The 19,245-nt window shown below is 66.1% G+C and carries 16 protein-coding genes; 14 read left to right on the forward strand and 2 right to left on the reverse strand.

Annotated features, from left to right (window positions below):
• Positions 1 to 65: 65 nt before the first annotated feature.
• The 3 genes from LRC39_RS05525 to LRC39_RS05535 all read left to right on the forward strand — a co-directional run bounded on the left by LRC39_RS05525 (position 66) and on the right by LRC39_RS05535 (position 3,798).
• Positions 66 to 1,226 (forward strand): PA0069 family radical SAM protein, encoded by a 1,161-nt coding sequence (locus LRC39_RS05525; RefSeq protein WP_346296595.1) that lies wholly within the window; start codon positions 66 to 68, stop codon positions 1,224 to 1,226.
• A 95-nt stretch (positions 1,227 to 1,321) separates the two neighbouring features.
• Complete coding sequence (locus LRC39_RS05530) at positions 1,322 to 2,218, forward strand: ribonuclease HII (protein WP_346296596.1); 897 nt, start codon at positions 1,322 to 1,324, stop codon at positions 2,216 to 2,218.
• A 71-nt stretch (positions 2,219 to 2,289) separates the two neighbouring features.
• A complete protein-coding gene (locus tag LRC39_RS05535; RefSeq protein ID WP_346296597.1) occupies positions 2,290 to 3,798 on the forward strand; it encodes a glycosyltransferase family 39 protein in 1,509 nt (502 codons plus the stop codon).
• 59 nt (positions 3,799 to 3,857) lie between these two features.
• Here LRC39_RS05535 and LRC39_RS05540 read toward each other — a convergent pair whose 3' ends face one another.
• On the reverse strand, positions 3,858 to 4,685 hold the full coding sequence (locus LRC39_RS05540; protein WP_346296598.1) for a uracil-DNA glycosylase: 828 nt from the start codon (positions 4,683 to 4,685) through the stop codon (positions 3,858 to 3,860).
• Between the two features lie 201 nt (positions 4,686 to 4,886).
• On the opposite strand from LRC39_RS05540, the gene LRC39_RS05545 reads away from it, so the two are divergent.
• The 3 genes from LRC39_RS05545 to LRC39_RS05555 all read left to right on the forward strand — a co-directional run bounded on the left by LRC39_RS05545 (position 4,887) and on the right by LRC39_RS05555 (position 9,587).
• The gene (locus LRC39_RS05545; protein ID WP_107343213.1) at positions 4,887 to 6,545 is read left to right on the forward strand and encodes an electron transfer flavoprotein-ubiquinone oxidoreductase; all 1,659 of its coding nucleotides are present in this window, start codon (positions 4,887 to 4,889) and stop codon (positions 6,543 to 6,545) included.
• 255 nt (positions 6,546 to 6,800) lie between these two features.
• Positions 6,801 to 8,582, forward strand: a complete 1,782-nt coding sequence (locus LRC39_RS05550; protein WP_107354429.1) for a tetratricopeptide repeat protein — start codon at positions 6,801 to 6,803, stop codon at positions 8,580 to 8,582.
• A 105-nt stretch (positions 8,583 to 8,687) separates the two neighbouring features.
• Positions 8,688 to 9,587, forward strand: coding sequence for a 4-(cytidine 5'-diphospho)-2-C-methyl-D-erythritol kinase (locus LRC39_RS05555; RefSeq protein ID WP_346296599.1), 900 nt, complete (start codon positions 8,688 to 8,690; stop codon positions 9,585 to 9,587).
• 140 nt (positions 9,588 to 9,727) lie between these two features.
• On the opposite strand, the gene LRC39_RS05560 is transcribed toward LRC39_RS05555, so the two are convergent.
• Positions 9,728 to 10,738, reverse strand: a complete 1,011-nt coding sequence (locus LRC39_RS05560; RefSeq protein WP_107343216.1) for a polyprenyl synthetase family protein — start codon at positions 10,736 to 10,738, stop codon at positions 9,728 to 9,730.
• 208 nt (positions 10,739 to 10,946) lie between these two features.
• On the opposite strand from LRC39_RS05560, the gene LRC39_RS05565 reads away from it, so the two are divergent.
• The 8 genes from LRC39_RS05565 (at position 10,947) to LRC39_RS05600 (ending at position 19,237) form a co-directional block, all read left to right on the forward strand.
• A complete protein-coding gene (locus tag LRC39_RS05565; RefSeq protein ID WP_264075702.1) occupies positions 10,947 to 11,174 on the forward strand; it encodes a DUF2007 domain-containing protein in 228 nt (75 codons plus the stop codon).
• Positions 11,167 to 11,946, forward strand: a complete 780-nt coding sequence (locus LRC39_RS05570) for a tRNA1(Val) (adenine(37)-N6)-methyltransferase (protein WP_346296600.1) — start codon at positions 11,167 to 11,169, stop codon at positions 11,944 to 11,946. Before LRC39_RS05565 ends, LRC39_RS05570 begins: the two co-directional genes overlap by 8 nt.
• A gap of 245 nt (positions 11,947 to 12,191) precedes the next feature.
• On the forward strand, positions 12,192 to 13,094 hold the full coding sequence (locus LRC39_RS05575; RefSeq protein WP_346296601.1) for a S49 family peptidase: 903 nt from the start codon (positions 12,192 to 12,194) through the stop codon (positions 13,092 to 13,094).
• 118 nt (positions 13,095 to 13,212) lie between these two features.
• Positions 13,213 to 13,401 (forward strand): DUF4234 domain-containing protein, encoded by a 189-nt coding sequence (locus tag LRC39_RS05580; protein WP_107343220.1) that lies wholly within the window; start codon positions 13,213 to 13,215, stop codon positions 13,399 to 13,401.
• 424 nt (positions 13,402 to 13,825) lie between these two features.
• Entirely contained in the window at positions 13,826 to 14,773 is a 948-nt protein-coding gene (locus LRC39_RS05585; RefSeq protein ID WP_264054458.1) for a glycine--tRNA ligase subunit alpha, read from the forward strand.
• A 192-nt stretch (positions 14,774 to 14,965) separates the two neighbouring features.
• Positions 14,966 to 15,400: an endonuclease domain-containing protein gene (locus LRC39_RS05590; RefSeq protein ID WP_346296602.1), complete on the forward strand. Its 435-nt coding sequence runs from the start codon at positions 14,966 to 14,968 to the stop codon at positions 15,398 to 15,400.
• Positions 15,400 to 17,565 (forward strand): glycine--tRNA ligase subunit beta, encoded by a 2,166-nt coding sequence (gene glyS / locus LRC39_RS05595; protein WP_346296603.1) that lies wholly within the window; start codon positions 15,400 to 15,402, stop codon positions 17,563 to 17,565. The genes LRC39_RS05590 and glyS overlap by 1 nt, the downstream gene beginning before the upstream one ends.
• Positions 17,566 to 18,130: 565 nt before the next feature.
• Positions 18,131 to 19,237: a hypothetical protein gene (locus tag LRC39_RS05600; RefSeq protein WP_346296604.1), complete on the forward strand. Its 1,107-nt coding sequence runs from the start codon at positions 18,131 to 18,133 to the stop codon at positions 19,235 to 19,237.
• Positions 19,238 to 19,245: the final 8 nt, after the last annotated feature.

Below are 19,245 nucleotides of genomic sequence, written 5' to 3' on the forward strand. Positions count from 1 at the left end.
GTGACAGACGGTGCGGGCCGAACGTTTGTTCTTGATTTGTTCTATCGACTCGCTATCTTGGACGCATGAGCAGAGCATCCAATGCCCTCAAGCGCCCGCCGGTCACGGCGCCCTCCGAGCCGGTGGGCGCGCCTTCCCCTTCCCCCGCCATCGAGGCGGCGGTCGACGAGCAGCGGCGCCGCGGTCGCGGCGCGCAGTCCAACGCCAGCGGCCGCTACGAGGCCGAGGCGCGAACCGCCTTCGACGACGGCTGGGAAAGCCTGGAGGACCTGCCGCCGTTCAAGACCACGGTGGCGCTGGATACCGCTCGCAAAGTCATCACCCGCAACGACTCGCCCGATATCGGCTTCGATCGCTCGATCAATCCGTATCGTGGCTGCGAACACGGCTGCGTGTACTGCTTCGCGCGGCCGACCCACGCCTATCTCGGGCTATCGCCGGGACTGGATTTCGAGTCCCGGCTGTTCGCCAAGCCCGATGCGCCTGCGTTACTCGAGCGTGAGCTGGCGGCGCCGGAATACGAGCCGCGGATGATCGCGATCGGCACCAACACCGATCCGTATCAGCCGATCGAGCGCGAACGGAAAATCATGCGCGGCATCCTCGAGGTGCTGGAGAAGACCGGCCACCCGGTCGGCATCGTCACCAAGTCCGCACTGGTGGTGCGCGACATCGACATCCTGGCGCGGATGGCCAAGCGGCAGCTCGCCAAGGTGGCGCTGTCCGTCACCTCGCTCGATCCGAAGCTCGCCCGCAGCATGGAGCCGCGCGCTTCGGCACCGGCGAAGCGACTTGAAGCGCTGAAGCTGCTCGCCGACGCCGGCATCCCTACCACTGTGATGGTGGCGCCGGTGATCCCGGCGCTCAACGACATGGAGATCGAGCGCATCCTCGATGCCGCCGCCCATGCCGGCGTCAAGGAGGCGAGCTACGTGCTGCTGCGGTTGCCGCTGGAAGTGCGCGATCTGTTCCGCGAATGGCTGATGGCGAACTATCCGGACCGTTATCGCCACGTCTTCACGCTGATCCGCGACATGCGCGGTGGCCGTGACTACGACTCGCAATGGGGCACCCGGATGAAGGGGACCGGCCCGATCGCCTGGATGATCGGCCGGAGGTTCGAGACCGCCTGCACGCGGCTCGGACTGAACAAGCGCCGCTCCAAGCTGACCCTCGATCATTTCGAGAAGCCGGAGAAGGCCGGGCAGCAACTCAGCCTGTTCTGAGGGCAGGGGCCCGGTTCCCGCTGGTCTCGCTGAATTGCGGGCATGATCCGGAGTTTACGGTTGCGCCGGCTGTGCCTCGCCCGCAGCATCGCGGCATGATTCGGGATACGAAACAGCCGATCAAGGTTCCGACCAAGCTCGCGAGCCGATCGGGCGGCAAGGCCGTCAGAGCGGATGGCGGGAAAGCGTCCACCACGAAGGTTCGGGCTTCGAAGACTGCTGCGTCCAAGGCCGTTTCTTCCAAGGCCGGCGCGAAGGAAGCCGCCGGCAGCAAGCCCGCCTCTACCAAGGCGCTGAAGGGCGTGATCGCGGTGGCGCCGCCGAGCTTCCGGCGCGAGCGCACGCTGATCAAGCGCGGCATCTGGCCGATCGCCGGCTGCGACGAAGCCGGCCGTGGTCCGCTGGCTGGTCCGGTGGTGGCGGCCGCGGTGGTGCTCGATCCCAAGCGCGTGCCCAAGGGGCTCGACGATTCCAAGCGGCTGACGGCAGAAAAGCGCGAGGCGCTGTTCGACGAGATCTGCGCCACCGCACAGGTTTCGGTGGTCTATGCCTCGCCGGAACGGATCAATCGCGACAACATTCTGCGCGCGTCGTTGTGGGCGCTGACCCGCGCGGTGCATGCGCTGCCCGAGATGCCGCGCCATGTGTTCGTCGACGGCCGCGACCGGCTGGCAACCAAATGCGACTGTGAAGCTGTGATCGGCGGCGACGGGCTGATCGCCTCGATCGCCGCGGCCTCGATCATCGCCAAGGTGTCACGCGACCGGCTGATGTGCCGTCTCGCCGAAGAATGCCCCGGCTATGGCTTCGAGCAGCACAAGGGCTACGGCGTGCCGGAGCATCTCGATGCGCTCGCCCGACTTGGTCCGACGGTGCATCACCGCCGCTTCTTCGCGCCGGTCGCCGCAGCCTGGCAGAAGATCGAAGGCGCTCGGCCGCCGCAGATCCGCGACCTGTTCGAGGCCGACGTCACGGTCGAAGCCATCGCGTGAGTGCGGCGGCGCCGGTTGCGCGTGCGGCCGCCGGGCTCTATCACGGTCAGACCGATTTTCGCTGGCCCCACATGCGCTTCGCCTCCCTGATCGTCGAACTGATCCGCGCACGGCCGCTGCTGGTGTTCTGGCTGGTGGTGTGCGCCCAGGCGCTGCTGTGGGTGCTGGTGCCGACGCTGTTCTACGTCAGCCCTCCCGGCGATGTGGCGGTGGTGCTGGCCTATGGCCGCGAGTACCAGGTCGGCACCGATCTTGGTCCGCCGCTGGCGTTCTGGCTCGCCGATGTCGCGTATCGGGCCGCCGGTAATCACATGATCGGCGTCTATGTGCTGGCGCAGCTCTGCTTCGTCGTCACGTTCTATGCTCTGTTCCAGCTCGCCCGCAGCGTAGTGGGGCCGCAATACGCGGTGGTCGCGGTGCTGCTGACCTCGACCGTCACCGCTTTTGCTGGCTCCGGCGTCGAGTTCGGCCCGCTGATCCTGGCGCGGCCGCTGTGGGCGCTGGTGCTGTGGCACGGCTGGCAGGTGATCGGCCAGCATCGCCGTGCGGCCTGGTTCGCGCTGTCGATCGAGATCGGCCTGCTGCTGCTGACCACCGTTGCGGCGCCGGCGCTGCTCCTGCTGCCGCTCGCCTTTGCGCTCGCCAATGCACGCTGCCGCCGGGCCCTGGTCTCGCTCGACACGGTGTTCGCGCTGCTGGTGATCGCCGTGCTGGCGCTGCCTTATGGCGTCTGGCTGCTGCGCGCCGATCAGTTTGCGCTGCCGGCGCTGCCAACCACGGCGGATCTTGGCGATCGCGCGCTGCTGGGATTGAAGCTGTTCGGCGGGCTGGTGATCTCGCTCGCCGGCATTGCGCTGCTCGCGGTGCTCAACATCGGCCGGTTCGCCCCCAAGCACCACGATGCGCCGATGATCGCGCGGCCGCCGGTCGATCCGCTGGCGCGGCAGTTCGTTTATGTGTTCGCGCTGGTGCCGCCGGTCGTCGCCAGCATCGCGGCCGCAGTGTTCGGTCTCGGCCATGTCGTCGGTGGCCCCGGCGTGGTGCTGCTGCTTGCCGGTCTCGCGGTGATGATGGTGATCGGCGACGTGCTGTATCTGCATCGCCAGCGGCTGTTGCGCTCGGCCTGGGCGGCGCTGATCGCCGCACCCGCCGTCGCGGTGATCTTCACCGTGGTGGTGCAGCCCTGGCTGACGCGCACCGAGGTGCCCACCTCGCTGCCATCCAAGCAGATGGCGCAGTTCTTCGCGGACAGTTTCGAACGCCGCACCGGCAAGCCGCTGCCTGCGGTCGCCGGCGATCCGCAGCTCGCCAGCCTGATCGCTCTGGCGCCGTCGCGCCCGCATCTTTTGCTCGATGCCACCCCGGCGCGGACGCCATGGATTACGCAAGGCGACTTCGAACGTAACGGCGGCGTGGTGGTGTGGCGTGCGGCCGATACGGCAGGCAAGCCGCCGGACGAGATCGCCCAGCGCTTCCCGGGCATCGTGCCGGAGCTGCCGCGTGGCTTCGACCGAATGATCTCCGGCCGTCAGCCGCTGCTGCGGATCGGCTGGGCGATCGTGCGGCCGAAAGCGCCGTAAGCCCGCCGCAGCTGCGCGGCGCCCGGCGCGGACGAGCCGACCTTCTTGCTTGATCTTGCTTAGTTAGACGCCGCGGCGAGCACGGTCGCGATCGCGCGCAGATCCTGCCAGGCGAGCCGCTTGTAGGTCGGCTGGCGCAGCAGATAGGCCGGATGCAGCGTCGGCAGGGCGCGGATGGTGCGGGTCCCGGTGTCGTAGTCGAACCATCGGCCGCGGGTTCGCATGATGCCGTCGCGGGTGCCGAGCAGCGCTTGGGTCGACGGGTTGCCGAGCGTCACCAGCAGGTCCGGGTTCACCAGCTCGATCTGCCGCCGGATGAACGGCAGGCAGATCTGGGTCTCCTGAGGCGTCGGCGTGCGGTTACCCGGCGGCCGCCACGGGATCACGTTGGCGATGTAGACGTTGCCGCGGTTCAGCCCGATCGCCGCGAGCATCAGGTCGAGCAGCTTGCCGGAGCGGCCGACGAACGGCAGCCCTTCGATGTCCTCGTCCCGGCCGGGCGCTTCGCCGACGAACATCACCTTGGCCTGCGGATTGCCGTCGGCGAATACCAGCTGCGTTGCGGTCGCGCGTAACGCACAGCCATCGAACCGCTGCATCAACTCGCGCAGCACGTCCAGGCTGGGTGCGGTCGCTGCGGCCTCGCGGGCCGAGATGATCGCAGCGTCCGGACTCGCAGGTGGCGCACCGAATGCCAGCGGCGGCGGCGGTGCATGTAAGGCTGGCTTGACGATCGCGCGAGGCTCGGGCGCCCGCTCGCGTGCAGCCGGCTCAGGCGCGTCGTCAAGCATCCGGTTGATCGGATCCTCTGCGAGCGCGCAATCCACCCCTGCGTCCACATAGAACGCGAGCAATTGACGCAGGCTCGGCACAGGATCGGGTGTCATGCGGCGTGGTTTACCGTGAATGCGGGAAACAGAACAGCCGATCTCGATGCATCATGTTCCGCAATGCGAAACTTATTTTCGCATCTATGATCTTGAAGCTGGAAAGATGAGCCAGCCGGTACATTTGGGTGGTTGTTCTTCTTCTAAAAATGCGAAAGAACACCCGAGGAAACGTCTCCGAGAGTCCTGCGAGAAAAAACGATGAGTGATGAAACGCTGCCGCCCCGCGAATCGATGGAATTCGACGTCGTGATCGTGGGAGCAGGCCCGTCGGGACTGTCCGCCGCCATTCGATTGAAGCAGATCAACCCCGAGTTGTCGGTGGTGGTCGTGGAGAAGGGCTCCGAAGTCGGGGCCCATATCCTGTCGGGCGCGGTGATCGACGTGTCGGCGCTGGATCGCCTGATGCCGAGCTGGCGCGAGGACGAGAGCTGCCCGCTGAAGACCCACGTCGAAGACGACCACTTCTACGTCATGACGGCGTCGAAAGCGCTCAAGGTGCCAAACATCATGGTGCCGCCGATGCTCGACAACCATAAGAATTTCATCGGCTCGCTCGGTGATCTGTGCCGCTGGCTCGGGCCGAAGGCCGAGGAACTCGGCGTCGAGATCTATCCCGGCTTCGCCGCCACCGAAGTGCTGTACGGCGACAATGGCGAGGTGCGCGGCGTCGCCACCGGCGACATGGGCATCGGCCGCGACGGCCAGCCGAAGGATTCCTACACCCGCGGCATGGAACTGCTCGGCAAGTACACGCTGTTCGCTGAAGGCGCGCGCGGCAGCCTGTCGAAGCAGCTGATCGCCAACTACAAGCTCGACAAGGATTCCAATCCGCCGAAGTTCGGCATTGGTCTCAAGGAAATCTGGCAGGTCGAGCCGTCCAAGCATCGTAAGGGCCGGATCGCCCACTCGTTCGGCTGGCCGCTCAGCAACAATGTCGGCGGCGGCTCGTTCCTGTATCACTACGGCGACAACCTAGTGGCGGTCGGCTTCGTGGTGCATCTCAACTACGACGATCCGTATCTGTCGCCGTTCGAGCAGTTCCAGAAGTTCAAGACCCATCCGTCGGTGGCGCCGATCTTCGAGGGCGGCAAGCGCATCTCCTACGGCGCCCGCGCCATCACCGAAGGCGGCTATCAGTCGGTTCCGCGTCTGACCTTCCCGGGTGGCGCGCTGATCGGCTGCGCTGCGGGCTTCGTCAACGTGCCGCGCATCAAGGGCGTCCACAACGCCATCGGCTCCGGCATGCTGGCCGCCGAACACGTCGCGGCGGCGCTCGCTGCCGGCCGGACCAACGACGAGCCGGTGGACTACGAAAACGCCTGGCGCGATTCCGTCGTCGGCAAGGACCTGTTCCGGGTCCGCAACGTTAAGCCGCTGTGGTCGAAGTTCGGCACCGCCGTCGGCGTCGTGCTGGCCGGCTTTGAAATGTGGTGTTCGACGTTCGGGTTCTCGGTGTTCGGCACGCTGTCGCATGGCAAGCCCGATCGCTCGACGCTCGATCCGGCGAAATCGCATGAGCCGCACAAAAACCCGAAGCCGGACGGCAAGCTGACCTTCGACCGCCTGTCCTCGGTGTTCCTGTCGAATACCAATCACGAGGAAGACCAGCCGGTGCACCTCAAGGTCGCCGACATGCAGCTACAGAAGACGTCGGAGCACGACGTCTATGCCGGCCCGTCGGGCCGCTACTGCCCGGCTGCGGTGTACGAGTGGGTGGAAGAGCCTACCGGCCCGCGCTTCGTGATCAACGCGCAGAACTGCGTCCACTGCAAAACCTGCGACATCAAAGACCCGAACGGCAACATTACTTGGGTTCCGCCGGAAGGCGGCGGCGGTCCGAATTATCAGGGCATGTGATCGCTGTTCTGACCGCGCGGCTTTGACCACGCGTCCGTGAGCGGCGGCGAGGCGATGCCTCGCCGCGCGGCCACGATCCTGCCATGTTGCCACCGTCTCAATCCTGCGACCGCCCGCCGGCGCCGTCGGGGACCGCGGCATTGTGCGCCGTCGGGCCTATCCTTGCGGTTGAGCGCCAAACGCGGCATTGTCGACGCGATGCTGCCGGCTCGGCGGCCGGGCCAACGAGCCTTTTCCTGGAGCTAGGCAACCTTGATGCTTTCCCTTCGAATCCGTCGATCGATGGCCGTCGCCCTCACGCTGGTGGCGATGCCGATCGCCGGACAGGCGCTGGCGCAGACCCCCGATCACCCGGCCGACAACTCGGCACAGTTTCCGACCACCCAGGATCTGCGGTCGATGACGACCGCCGGCAGCTACCTGGCCGCCCGCCACGCCAGCATCGAACGTGACGCGGCCTCCGCCGCGGCGTTCTACCGCTCGGCGCTCCGCACCGATCCGAGCAATAACGAGCTGCTCGACCGCGCCTTCATCTCATCGCTCGCCGAAGGCGACATCGACGAGGCGGTCAAGCTCGCCGATCGTGTGCTGAAGATCGACAAGTCCAACCGCGTCGCCCGGCTGGTGATCGGTATCCGCGATCTGAAGACCAAGAAATACGCCTCCGCGGTGCGTAACGTGAACCAGTCGGTGCGCGGCCCGATCACCGACCTGATCGCCACCCTGATTTCGAGCTGGTCGCTGTACGGCGCCGGCGACGTCAAGACCGCGGTCGGCAACATCGACAAGCTCGCCGGTCCGGAGTGGTATCCGATCTTCAAGGACCTGCATTCCGGCATGATGCTGGAGCTGGCCAACCGCCAGAAGGACGCGGGCGAACGGCTGGAGCGCGCCTACAAGCTCGACGATTCCGCGCTGCGCGTGGTCGAGTCCTATGCGCGCTGGCTGTCGCGCAACAAGAGCGAAGCCGAGGCGCTCGCGGTCTATCAGGCGTTCGATAAGAAGCTGCCGCGTCATCCGCTGATCGAAGACGGCATCCGCGAAGTCAAGGCCGGCAAGAAGCTGGCGCCGCTGGTCGATAGCCCGCAGGCCGGCGCGGCCGAAGCGCTGTACGGTATCGGCGCGTCGCTGACCCGGCGCGGTGGCGAAGATCTTGCGCTGGTGTATCTGCAGCTCGCGCTCTACCTCGAACCCAACCATGCGCTGGCGCTGCTGGCGCTCGGCGATCTCTACGAGTCGGTGAAGAAGCCGCAGATGGCGATCAAGGTGTACGAGCGCGTGCCGGCATCCTCGCCGCTGAAGCGCAACGCCCAGATCCAGCTCGCCACCGACCTCGACGCCTCCGACCGCAGCGAGGAAGCGATCAAGATCCTCAAGGGTGTGATCGCCGAGGACGGCAAGGATCTCGAAGCCATCATGGCGCTCGGCAATATCGAGCGCGGCCGCAAGAAGTTCGCCGATTGCGGCGAGACTTACTCCAAAGGCATCGACGCGCTCACCGGCGCCGAGAAGAATGCCTGGGTGTATTACTACTTCCGCGGCATCTGCGAGGAGCGCTCCAAGCAGTGGGCCAAGGCCGAGGTCGACCTGAAGAAGGCGCTGCAGATGCAGCCCGACCAGCCGCACGTGCTGAACTATCTCGGCTATTCCTGGATCGATCAGGGCATCAACCTCGACGAGGCGATGACCATGATCAAGCGCGCGGTCGATCAGCGTCCCGACGATGGCTACATCGTCGACTCGCTCGGCTGGGCTTACTACCGCATTGGCGACTACGAGAATGCGGTGAAGACGCTGGAGCGGGCGATCGAGCTGAAGCCCGAGGACCCGACCATCAACGATCACCTCGGCGATGCCTATTGGCGGGTCGGCCGCACGCTCGAAGCGCGCTTCCAGTGGGCGCACGCCCGCGACCTCAAGCCCGATCCGGAGGAGCTGCCGAAGATCGAGGGCAAGATCTCCAACGGTCTGCCCGAAGAGGACAAGGCCTCGGCGGCGTCCGCGGACAAGAAGAAAGAAGACGGCAAGGGCGGCTGAGGCGGCGCGGTCAGGGCTTTGCGCCGGGACCGCGAACGCGCCTAAAAGGGGGGTGGAGCTTCGGTTCGGTTTCGCTCAGAACCGGCGCTCCAGGAGACGATTTCCGTGACCGACGGCTCTGCGACAACACTGCGCGACGAGGCGCGCGCCAAGGTGAACCTGACGCTGCGCGTGGTCGGCCGTCGCCCTGACGGCTACCACGAGCTGGAAAGCGTGGTGGCGTTCGCCGATTGCGCCGATCACCTGACCCTGCAGCCGGGTGCGGCGCTGAGCCTGGCCACGATCGGTCCCGGCGCGCAGGATTGCGGCGACAGCGCCGACAATCTGGTGCTGAAGGCGGCGCGGCTGCTCGGCGAGCGTGTGCCGAACCTGAAAGCCGGCGCCTTCACACTCGACAAGCATCTGCCGGTGGCGGCCGGCATTGGTGGCGGCTCCGCCGACGCCGCGGCGGCGCTGCGGTTGCTCGCCCGCGCCAATGATCTCACCGTTGACGATCCACGCCTCATCGAGGCCGCCCGGCTGACCGGCGCCGATGTGCCGGTGTGCCTGCCGTCGAAGCCCTGCGTGATGACCGGCGTCGGCGAGAAGCTGTCGCCGCTGCCGCTGCCGCGAATTCCGGCCGTGATGGTCAATCCGCGAGTGCCGGTGGCCACAAAGGACGTGTTCACTGCGCTGGGTCTGAAGCCAGGTTCGCTGACGGTCGGCGCGACCGACGTCCTCGCTGCGCCCGCTTGGCCGAAAGCCGGTGCGCCGCTCGCCGATTGGGTCGTGGCGCTCAAGGCCGGCACCAACGATCTCGAACCCCCGGCCCTCAAGGTCGAGCCGGTTGTCGGCACCGTGCTGGAGGCGCTACAGGCGACCGCCGGCGTTCAGCTCGCCCGGATGTCCGGTTCAGGCGCGACCTGCTTTGCGCTGTATGCCGATGATGTCTCGGCTCGTGCCGCCGCGGATACGCTCCGCGCTGCGCATCCTGGCTGGTGGGCCCACGCCGGCAGCCTGAGCTGACGGCCGCTTCAGCGGCTGTCATCCCGGGGCGCGCGCAGCGCGAACCCGGGATCTCGCAGTTCAGAACATCTCGGGATTCCGGATCGCCGCTGCGCGGCGTCCGGAATGACGGTGCTTGTTTGAAAAAGAGCTGCGTCCGCTCAGTGCGAGCGCGCGAGGCAGAACGCGACCACTTGCTCCAGAGCCGTCTTCATCGGCGAGGACGGGAACAGCGCGAGCGCGTCGACCGCCATTGCGCCGTAGTGCTGGGCGCGCTGGATGGTGTCGTCGAGGGCGCGGTGCTTGGTCATCAGCTTGATCGCCTGATCGAGGTCGGCATCCGAAATCTCGCCGCGCTCCAGCGACTTGATCCAGAATTCGCGCTCGGCGTCGTTGCCGCGGCGGAACGCCAGCACCACCGGCAGAGTGATCTTGCCCTCGCGGAAGTCATCGCCGACGTTCTTGCCGAGCTTGGCAGCCTTGCCGCCGTAATCGAGCACGTCGTCGATCAGCTGGAAAGCGATGCCGATATTCATGCCGAACGAGCGGCAGGCTGACTGCTCCGGCTTCGGCCGATTGGCGATTGCCGGGCCGACTTCGCAAGCGGCGGCGAACAGTTCGGCGGTCTTGCCGCGGATCACCGCGAGATACTCGTCCTCGGTGGTCGCGGTGTTCTTGGCGGCGGCGAGCTGCATCACCTCGCCCTCGGCGATGGTGGCGGATGCCGACGACAGGATGTCGAGCGCGCGCAAGCTGCCGACTTCGACCATCATCCGGAACGCCTGGCCGAGCAGGAAGTCGCCGACCAGCACGCTGGCCTCGTTCCCCCACAGCATCCGCGCCGACTTCTTGCCGCGGCGCATCTCGCTCTCGTCGACGACGTCGTCGTGCAGCAGGGTCGCGGTGTGCATGAATTCGACCGCGGCGGCGAGCTTGATGTGGCCGTCGCCGGTGTAGCCGGTGAGGTTCGCCATCGCCAGCGTCAGCATCGGCCGCAGCCGCTTGCCACCCGACGAGATCAGGTGGTTGGCGACTTCAGGAATCATCGTGACGTCCGAGCCCGTCCGCGACAGGATGGTGGCGTTGACTCGCTCCATGTCCGCCGCAACGAGTTCGACGAGTTGGTCGATCGAGGCGGTCGAGGGGCCCTCGAAGGGTACGATTACGGCCACGCTGGGTCTCCAAATTCCGGGGACGGATGCGGCGAAGCTGCTCGCGCCATCCGAGCCTTGGTCCAGTCATCGAGGCGCCGGCCGGCTCGACCATTCCGCGCCTCATTGCGGTTCCCTCTATAGCACGGGAACGACCCTGCAACGAGGCGATCGATCCCCCGCAACGGTCGGCGCGAGCTATAATGCAGGGACGACAGGAGAGGCAAGGTTGCGAGAACTGCTGCGGACCAACGACGCGGTACTGCTTTCGGCGGTGGGGGCATTGCTGGACGGTGCCGGGATCGACCACCTGGTGCTGGACCAGAACATGAGCATTCTCGAAGGCTCGCTCGGGGTGATCCCGCGCCGCGTTCTGGTGCACGAGGACGATGTTCGCGCTGCGCGCCAGTTGCTGACCGACGCCGGACTGGCGCACGAGCTCAGGTCCGATGGCTGAACTGGTTGATCCGGCAGCACAAAGCCTGACCGAGGACGGCTTTCTCGGCGGCCGGCTGCGGCTGCGGCAACCTGCCGCCGGCCATCGTGCCGGTCACGATGCGATTCTGCTGGCGGCTTCGACGCGGGTGAGGGTCGGCGACCGAGTGGTCGAATTCGGCAGCGGCGTCGGCACCGCCGGACTGGCGGTGGCGTGGCGGGTCGACGGAATCGCTCCGGTCCTGGTTGAGATCGATCCTAGTCTTGCGGCGATTGCCCGTGACAATGCCCACCTCAATGGGCTGGCAACCGCAGTCGTCTGTCTCGATATCACCGGCTCAGCCGAGACGTTTGCGGCGGCCGGACTCGGGCCCGACTCGGCCGACGCAGTGCTGATGAATCCGCCGTTCCATGATGCCGCCCGGCATCGGGGGTCGCCGGATCCGGTGCGGCAGGTGGCGCATCTGGCAGCGGCGACCACGCTGGAGGCCTGGGTTCACGCGGCGCGGCGGCTGCTCAAGTCCGGCGGGACCCTGACCATGATATGGCGGGCGGATGGACTTGCCGATGTTCTGAGTGCGCTGGGCCGCGGCTTCGGCAGCGTGATGGTGCAGCCGGTGCATGGAAATGCCGACAAGCCGGCGATCCGTATCCTGGTGCGTGCGACGAAGGGCGGGCGGGCGCCGCTGGCGCTTGTTCCAGGTTTGCTGCTCAATGACCCGTCGGGTCACCCGAACCCGATCGCGCGGGCCGTGCTCGCCGGGGAGCAAATTCTGCCGCTGGCGCAATCCTAATCAGCGGCTGGGCAAAAACTGCGCAGCGCTGACTACTGCGGTTGCGGTTCGTTGTGCTTGGCCGGTGCGCTGGTGACGTGCACAGCCGCGAGAATTGCCGCGATCAACAACATCAGCAGGTAAATTTTCATCGGTCCCTCCGCTGCGTCGTTGCAGCCTCGTCCCTATATGAAGCCTGCGTTGCAAAACACGTTCCATACCTACCAAATGGTGGCATCCAAGATGGTCGACAATAGGGTGAAGCGATGAGCGATGCTGCGATCAGCGGTCGCAGCGAGCAGGGCTGGCTCGCCGGTCTCGGTAACTGGATTCCGGCGCGCTTCCGGCGCGACATTCCGGTGGTGCCGGTGGTGCGGCTGTCAGGCACGATCGGCGCGGTCACGCCGTTGCGGCCGGGCCTGACGCTGGCCGGAGTCGCCAAGCTGCTCGATCGCGCATTCTCCACCCGCAACGCCAAGGCGGTGGCGCTAGCGATCAATTCGCCGGGCGGCTCGCCGGTGCAATCGCGGCTGATCTATCTGCGCATCCGCGCGCTTGCCGCCGAGAAGAAGCTGCCGGTCTACGCGTTCGTCGAGGATGTCGCGGCCTCGGGTGGCTACATGATCGCGTGCGCAGCCGACGAGATCTATTGCGATCCATCGTCGATCCTCGGTTCGATCGGCGTGGTTGGCGGCGGCTTCGGCTTTCAGGATCTGATCAAGAAGATCGGCGTCGAGCGCCGGCTCTACACCGCCGGCGAGCGCAAGGCGCAGCTCGATCCGTTCCTGCCGGAAGACCCGCAGGAGGTCGCGCGGCTGAAGGTGCTGCAGCAGGAAATCCACGCGCTGTTCATCGCATTGGTGAAAGAGAGCCGCGGCACCCGGCTGAAGGGCGAGGAGTCCAAGCTGTTCACCGGCGAGTACTGGGCCGGTGCCACCGCGGTGTCGCTCGGCCTTGCTGATTCGATCGGTGATCTGCGTGCGGTGCTACGCGGCAAGTTCGGCGACAAGGTGCGCACCCCGCTGATCTCACCGCCGACCGGCCTGCTCGCCAATCTGTCGCGTAAATCCGGCGGTGCCGGAGCTGCGCTCGACGGCGTCGCGGCACTGCCCGAATCAATGATTACGGCGCTGGAAACACGGGCGATCTGGGCCAAATACGGCTTTTAGAAGATGCGCGGCCGCGCGGCCTCCGCGCCATTTGGTCCCGTCAGCGTGAGTTGCGAGTGATCGCCCACTGAGCGAAGATGCAACAGGGGCGTGACGCGACTCAAGGAGAGGTTGGACGATGCCGCCGCTGCTCGTATTGGCTGGAAGCCTGGTGGGCATCGCCATGGTGCGGTGGGCCTTCCGCACGGCCGGACGCGTCAATCAGGAGCTCGAGGTCGCCCGCGCAACGGTGTTTGCCGAGGCGGACCGCGCCAAGCTGCCGACGCTGCGGCCCGACCCCGTGACCGGCGCTTATCGGCCGGGCTGACCTTCAGATCGGACTGATCTCTTCAATCGGTGATGTGGGAATCGGTGCGCCGGCCCGAAGGGCGGGGCATCACCCATAGGGCCGGCGCGCAACCTTGGAGGTTGCAAACTTTTAAGAGCGGCCGAGCGATCCGCTGAGCAGCGGCGCGACCACCAGCACGACAAGCGCAGCACTCACGGCATGAAAGGCTGTCATTTCGGCTCCCCGTCGTTTCGGCGCCGGCTCCTCGGCCGCACGCCACGTCCCTGGAGGCCGATGGTTACCCATCAGTTGCTAACGAATTTCAGCTTTTAGCGATCGCCGTGGCGGGTGGTTAAGGAGGCGTTAACCGGCGATTTGGCCCGTTCATCGCCTTGATTTGCCGGGTCGTGGTCGATACGGTCCGGCCACTTTTCCAAAAACCCTCGTGAATCCAAAGCCGATCATGGACCCGACGCCTCCGCACATGCGCCCGGAACGTTCGTTCCAGGGCCTGATCCTGACGCTGCAGCGCTTCTGGGCCGATTATGGCTGCGTCATCCTGCAGCCCTACGACATGGAAGTCGGCGCCGGCACCTTCCATCCGGCCACCACGCTGCGGGCGCTCGGCCCGAAGCGCTGGAACGCCGCTTACGTGCAGCCGTCGCGCCGGCCCAAGGACGGCCGCTACGGCGAGAACCCGAACCGGCTGCAGCACTACTATCAGTTCCAGGTGATCCTGAAGCCGTCCCCGCCCGACATCCAGGACCTGTACCTGAAGTCGCTGGCCGCGATCGGGGTCGACACCGCGCTGCATGACGTGCGCTTCGTCGAGGACGACTGGGAAAGCCCGACGCTCGGCGCCTGGGGCCTCGGCTGGGAGTGCTGGTGCGACGGCATGGAAGTGAGCCAGTTCACTTACTTCCAGCAGGTTGCCGGCGTCGAATGCGCGCCGGTTGCCGGCGAACTCACTTACGGTCTCGAGCGGCTGGCGATGTACGTCCAGGGCATCGACCGCGTCTACGACCTCAACTTCAACGGCCGCGACGGCGATGACAAGGTCACCTATGGCGACGTGTTCCTGCAGGCCGAGAAGGAATACTCGAAGCACAATTTCGAGGTCGCCGACACCGAGATGCTGTTCGAGCAGTTCAAGATGGCCGAGGCCGCCTGCAAGAAATATCTCGACGCCGGCTGGGTGATGTCTGCCGATGGCGGCAAGCGCGAAGCCCACGCCATGGCGCTGCCGGCCTACGACCAGTGCATCAAGGCCAGCCACGTCTTCAACCTGCTCGACGCCCGCGGCGTGATCTCCGTCACCGAACGCCAAAGCTACATCCTGCGCGTCCGCGAACTGGCCAAAGCCTGTGGCGAAGCCTGGGTGCATACCGAAGCGGGACGGGCGGAAGCGTAGTTCTCTCTTACCCGCCCCTGGAGGGGGAGGGTCGCTCGCATAGCGAGCGGGGTAAACGATAACGAGGACGCCTCTGCTCCCCTCCCCCTTGCGGGGAGGGGGCGGGGCAGCGAGTTCGGACTAATTACCCTCCCCTGGAGGGGGAGGGTCGCCTGCCGAAGGCAGGCGGGGTGGGGTGACAGCGGTTGCGACATGGTCAAGCGCCAGATCAGCGACTTCAAGCGCGCTACTGCGAACAAACTGCGGGCTAACAGCACCGCTGCCGAAGACATCCTGTGGCGGCGGTTGCGACGAATGAATGTGGAAGGAAGTCACTTCAGACGGCAGGTGGTGATCGGGCCCTACATCGCCGATTTCGCCTGCCTCGCGAAGCGACTGATCATCGAGGTGGACGGATCACAACACGGCGACGAAGACGGCCTAAAGCGTGACGAAGTGCGAACGCAATGGCTGCAGTCGGAGGGCTACCGGGTGATCCGATTTTGGAACAATGATGTGATGAGCAAGACCGACGCCGTGATGGACGCCATCTACAACGCGACCGCTGTCACCCCACCCCGCCTGCCTGCGGCAGGCGACCCTCCCCCTCCAGGGGAGGGTGAAGCCCTCCGTGGGGAGGACAAGTAATGCCCGATCTTCTCCTCGAACTGTTCTCCGAAGAAATCCCGGCGCGGATGCAGGGGAAGGCTGCTGATGATCTGAAGCGGCTGGTCACCGACAAGCTGGTCGCCGAAGGTCTCGTCTATGAGGGCGCCAAGGCGTTTGCGACGCCGCGGCGGCTGACGCTGACGGTGCACGGCATTCCGGCGCGGCAGCCGGATCTGAAGGACGAGCGCAAGGGGCCGAAAGTCGGCGCGCCGGAGGCGGCGGTGCAGGGCTTCTTGAAGGCCGCAGGCCTCGCCTCGCTCGACGAAGCCAAGATCCAGAAGGACCCGAAGAAGGGTGACTTCTACGTCGCGCTGATCGAGAAGCCTGGCAAGCCTGCGATCGACGTGATCGCCGAATTGCTGCCGGTGATCGTGCGCACCTTCCCGTGGCCGAAGTCGATGCGCTGGGGCGAACGCTCCCGCAAGCCGGGCGCGCTCCAATGGGTGCGGCCGCTGCATTCGATCATCGCGACCTTCGGCATGGAAACCGAAGAGCCCGACGTGGTGCATTTCAACGTCGACGGCATCGAGGCGGGGCAGACCACGCGCGGCCATCGCTTCATGGCGCCGGCTGCATTCAGTGTGCGCCGGTTCGAGGACTACGAGGCCAAGCTGTTCGCCGCCAAGGTCGTGCTCGATTCCGCCCGCCGCAAGGACATCATCCTGGCGGACGCGAAGACGCTGGCGCAGGCGCAGAACTACGAACTGGTCGAAGATCAGGGGCTGCTCGACGAAGTCTCTGGTCTCGTCGAATGGCCGGTGGCGCTGATGGGCTCGTTCGACAAGGACTTCCTGTCGATCCCGGACGAAGTGATCCGCGCCACCATCCGCGCCAACCAGAAGTGCTTCGTGGTCGCCGATCCTGCGACCGGCAAACTCGCCAACAAGTTCATCCTGACCGCGAACATCGAAGCCAGCGACGGCGGCGCCGCGATCACGGCCGGCAACGAGCGCGTGATCCGCGCGCGGCTTTCGGACGCCAAGTTCTTCTACGAGACCGATCTAAAGACCAAGCTGGAAGACCGGCTGCCGAAGTTCGACCAGATCGTGTTCCACGAAAAGCTCGGCACCCAAGCCGAGCGTATCGCGCGGATCGAACGCTTAGCAGCCGAGATCGCGCCGCTGGTCGTGCCAACCGCGCAAGGCGCGGAAAAAGAAAAACTCGTCGAGAAGGCCAAGCGCGCGGCGCGGCTGTGCAAGGCGGACCTGCTGACCGAAGTCGTCGGCGAATTCCCCGAGCTGCAGGGCCTGATGGGCAAGTACTACGCGGAGGCGCAGGGCGAGGATAAGTCCGTCGCCGCCGCTTGCGAGGAGCACTACAAGCCGCAGGGCCCGGCCGACCGCGTGCCGACCGATCCGGTCAGCATCGCGGTGGCGCTCGCCGATAAGCTCGACACGCTGGTCGGGTTCTGGGCGATCGACGAGAAGCCGACGGGGAGCAAGGACCCGTATGCGCTGCGACGTGCGGCGCTGGGGGTGATCCGGATCGTGCTGGAGAACGGGCTGCGGCTGCCGCTGCTCAAGGTCGTTGACGACAATCGGCGGGACATGCCGATGGAATTCGGCCTCTTAGCTCACTTGTTCAACTCCATGCGCGATGAAACGTGGTCTGGGCTGAAGACAGCACTCCTTGCCTTCTTCGCCGACCGCCTGAAAGTCCAACTCCGCGACCAAGGCGCGCGGCATGACCTCGTCGATGCGGTGTTCGCGCTCGAAGGGCAGGACGACATCCTGATGATCGTTCGCCGCGTCGAGGCGCTGGCGGCGTTCCTCGCCACCGACGACGGCAAGAACCTGCTGGCCGGCACCAAGCGCGCCGCCAACATCCTGCGGATCGAGGAGAAGAAGGACGGCCGCGCCTATGATGGTGCGCCGGATGCGTCGCTGTATGCGCAGGACGAGGAGAAGGCGCTGGCGGCAGCGATCGACCGCGCCAAGGCCGATGCCGGCGCCGCCGTCGCTAGGGAAGACTTCGCCGCGGCGATGACCGCGATGGCGGGCCTGCGGCCGGCGGTCGATGCGTTCTTCGACAAGGTGACGGTCAACGCCGACGACAAGGCTGTCCGCGAAAACCGCCTGAAGCTGCTCAACGAAATCCGCGCCGCAACGCGCGCGGTGGCGGACTTTTCGAAGATCCAGGACTAACGGCGGCCGTTGGTCCGCCGCGCCAGCCGCTGCCACGCCACGTCATTGCCGGGCTCGACCCGGCAATTCATCCTTTCTTCCCAAGGTATCTTCGCAGAAGCGCTACGCGCGTGATGGATGCGCGGGTCGAGCCCGCGCATGACGCCGGGTGCGGGGCAGCCTCCTTGCCGCGCGCCTCGCTGCGTCGCCTTCTGCAATAACTTCGAGATTCCGGGTCTGCGTGCTGTCGCACGCATCCCGGAATGACGGTACCTTTGGCGAAAGTGCCCCACCAGGAGTCATTCCGGGGCGCCGCGCAGCGGCGAGCCCGGAATCCATAACCACCGATGTTGGTGGTGGAGCAGGGCGTGTCGACGGCTGGGCCCAACGGGGAGTTCAGGGAGTATGGATTCCGGGCTCGCGCCTTCGGCGCGCCCCGGAATGACGGAGGGGAAGGCCCCGTCCTCAAAAGCTGCACCGATCAGCAACACTGCGAAACAATTAACCGGTCGTTAACCATGTCCTGACAGGTTGGCTGGCGGTAACGGTTCCTTAACCGTCCTCCTCGGCAGCGGGGCGCAATGCCATGACCAGCATCACCAACGGCTTGAACAATTACGCGCAATACGGTGCCGCCTATGCGCGAACCGCGGGCGCGCAGACCTCGCTGGCCACGATCCTGAACGGCACCAGCGACGACGTGCTGCCGGGCGCCAGCAGCAATGCGGCGACGCAGCTGACGCTGTCGGCGGCCGCGCGGGCGCAGCTCGCGAGCGGCTCGTCCAAGGATTATTCCGCGGTGATCAGCGACAGCCGCACCGCGATCGACAAGCTGTACAAGGCGGCCAACGTCACCGCGCCATACGACGACAGCGGCAAGCCGAAGATCGATCTGTCCGGACTCGACCGCCGGGCGCTGTTCGCGATCGCCTCCAACGCCGGCGGCCGGTTCACCGACGCGGAGCAGACGCTGGCGGCGACCACGCGCATTGCGCAGTTCAACGACGCGCTGTCGCCGGCGACACAGACCGCCAAGCTGATCGGCGACTACAGCACCGTGTACAAGGCGGCTGCCAGCTATCTCGATGGCGCCTCGGGCGAAGAGAAGGCGACCGCGACCTGGCAGGCCGAGCGCGCCGCGATCACCAAGGGCCTGGCAGCGACCCAGGCCGATCCGTCGAAGATACCGGCCGGCATCAGCAACGATCCGGTGGCGGCCTATCTGGCGCGCTATCCGTCCGGCAGCGCCACCACGGCCACGAAGGATTTCGGCAGCGTTGCCAAGCAGGCGCGCGCCACGCTCGATGACCAAGCCGCGCAGGCGACCGCCGCCGGCAAGCTGCTGGTGTACGATCCGGCGCGCAAGACCGGCCAGCAGGCGGATCTGTCGGTGCTCGACAATCGCTCGCTGTCGGCGATCTCGCTCAACAAGGACGATCTGTTCTCGCAGGAAGAGGTGTTCGCCGCCAAGCGCGAGCTCGATGGCCGCAACCGTGCCAGCATCCTCACCGCGCTGAAGCAGAGCCAGACCTCCGGCAATCCGGCTGATTTCAGCCTCGGCCTGCTCAATGCCTATTCCGGCATGAGCGCAGAGGAGCGCACCGCGACCAACTGGACGCCGGCGTTCCGCGATAGCGCTGTGCAGAGCTACAAGGCGACCACGTCGCTGCTGTCGATGCTGAAGCGCGGTTAGCGCTCGCC

Source organism: Rhodopseudomonas sp. P1, from assembly GCF_039642825.1.
Lineage (GTDB): Bacteria > Pseudomonadota > Alphaproteobacteria > Rhizobiales > Xanthobacteraceae > Rhodopseudomonas > Rhodopseudomonas palustris_H.

Excerpts from the sequence above, each read along its gene's own strand:
- LRC39_RS05530 (WP_346296596.1), top strand. The coding sequence starts at position 1,322 with ATGATTCGGGATACGAAACAGCCGATCAAGGTTCCGACCAAGCTCGCG.
- LRC39_RS05550 (WP_107354429.1), top strand. The coding sequence starts at position 6,801 with ATGCTTTCCCTTCGAATCCGTCGATCGATGGCCGTCGCCCTCACGCTG.
- LRC39_RS05575 (WP_346296601.1), top strand. The coding sequence starts at position 12,192 with ATGAGCGATGCTGCGATCAGCGGTCGCAGCGAGCAGGGCTGGCTCGCC.
- glyS (WP_346296603.1), top strand. The coding sequence starts at position 15,400 with ATGCCCGATCTTCTCCTCGAACTGTTCTCCGAAGAAATCCCGGCGCGG.
- LRC39_RS05540 (WP_346296598.1), bottom strand. The coding sequence starts at position 4,685 with ATGACACCCGATCCTGTGCCGAGCCTGCGTCAATTGCTCGCGTTCTAT.
- LRC39_RS05600 (WP_346296604.1), top strand. The coding sequence starts at position 18,131 with ATGACCAGCATCACCAACGGCTTGAACAATTACGCGCAATACGGTGCC.
- LRC39_RS05580 (WP_107343220.1), top strand. The coding sequence starts at position 13,213 with ATGCCGCCGCTGCTCGTATTGGCTGGAAGCCTGGTGGGCATCGCCATG.
- LRC39_RS05590 (WP_346296602.1), top strand. The coding sequence starts at position 14,966 with ATGGTCAAGCGCCAGATCAGCGACTTCAAGCGCGCTACTGCGAACAAA.
- LRC39_RS05545 (WP_107343213.1), top strand. The coding sequence starts at position 4,887 with ATGAGTGATGAAACGCTGCCGCCCCGCGAATCGATGGAATTCGACGTC.
- LRC39_RS05525 (WP_346296595.1), top strand. The coding sequence starts at position 66 with ATGAGCAGAGCATCCAATGCCCTCAAGCGCCCGCCGGTCACGGCGCCC.
- LRC39_RS05535 (WP_346296597.1), top strand. The coding sequence starts at position 2,290 with ATGCGCTTCGCCTCCCTGATCGTCGAACTGATCCGCGCACGGCCGCTG.
- LRC39_RS05570 (WP_346296600.1), top strand. The coding sequence starts at position 11,167 with ATGGCTGAACTGGTTGATCCGGCAGCACAAAGCCTGACCGAGGACGGC.
- LRC39_RS05585 (WP_264054458.1), top strand. The coding sequence starts at position 13,826 with ATGGACCCGACGCCTCCGCACATGCGCCCGGAACGTTCGTTCCAGGGC.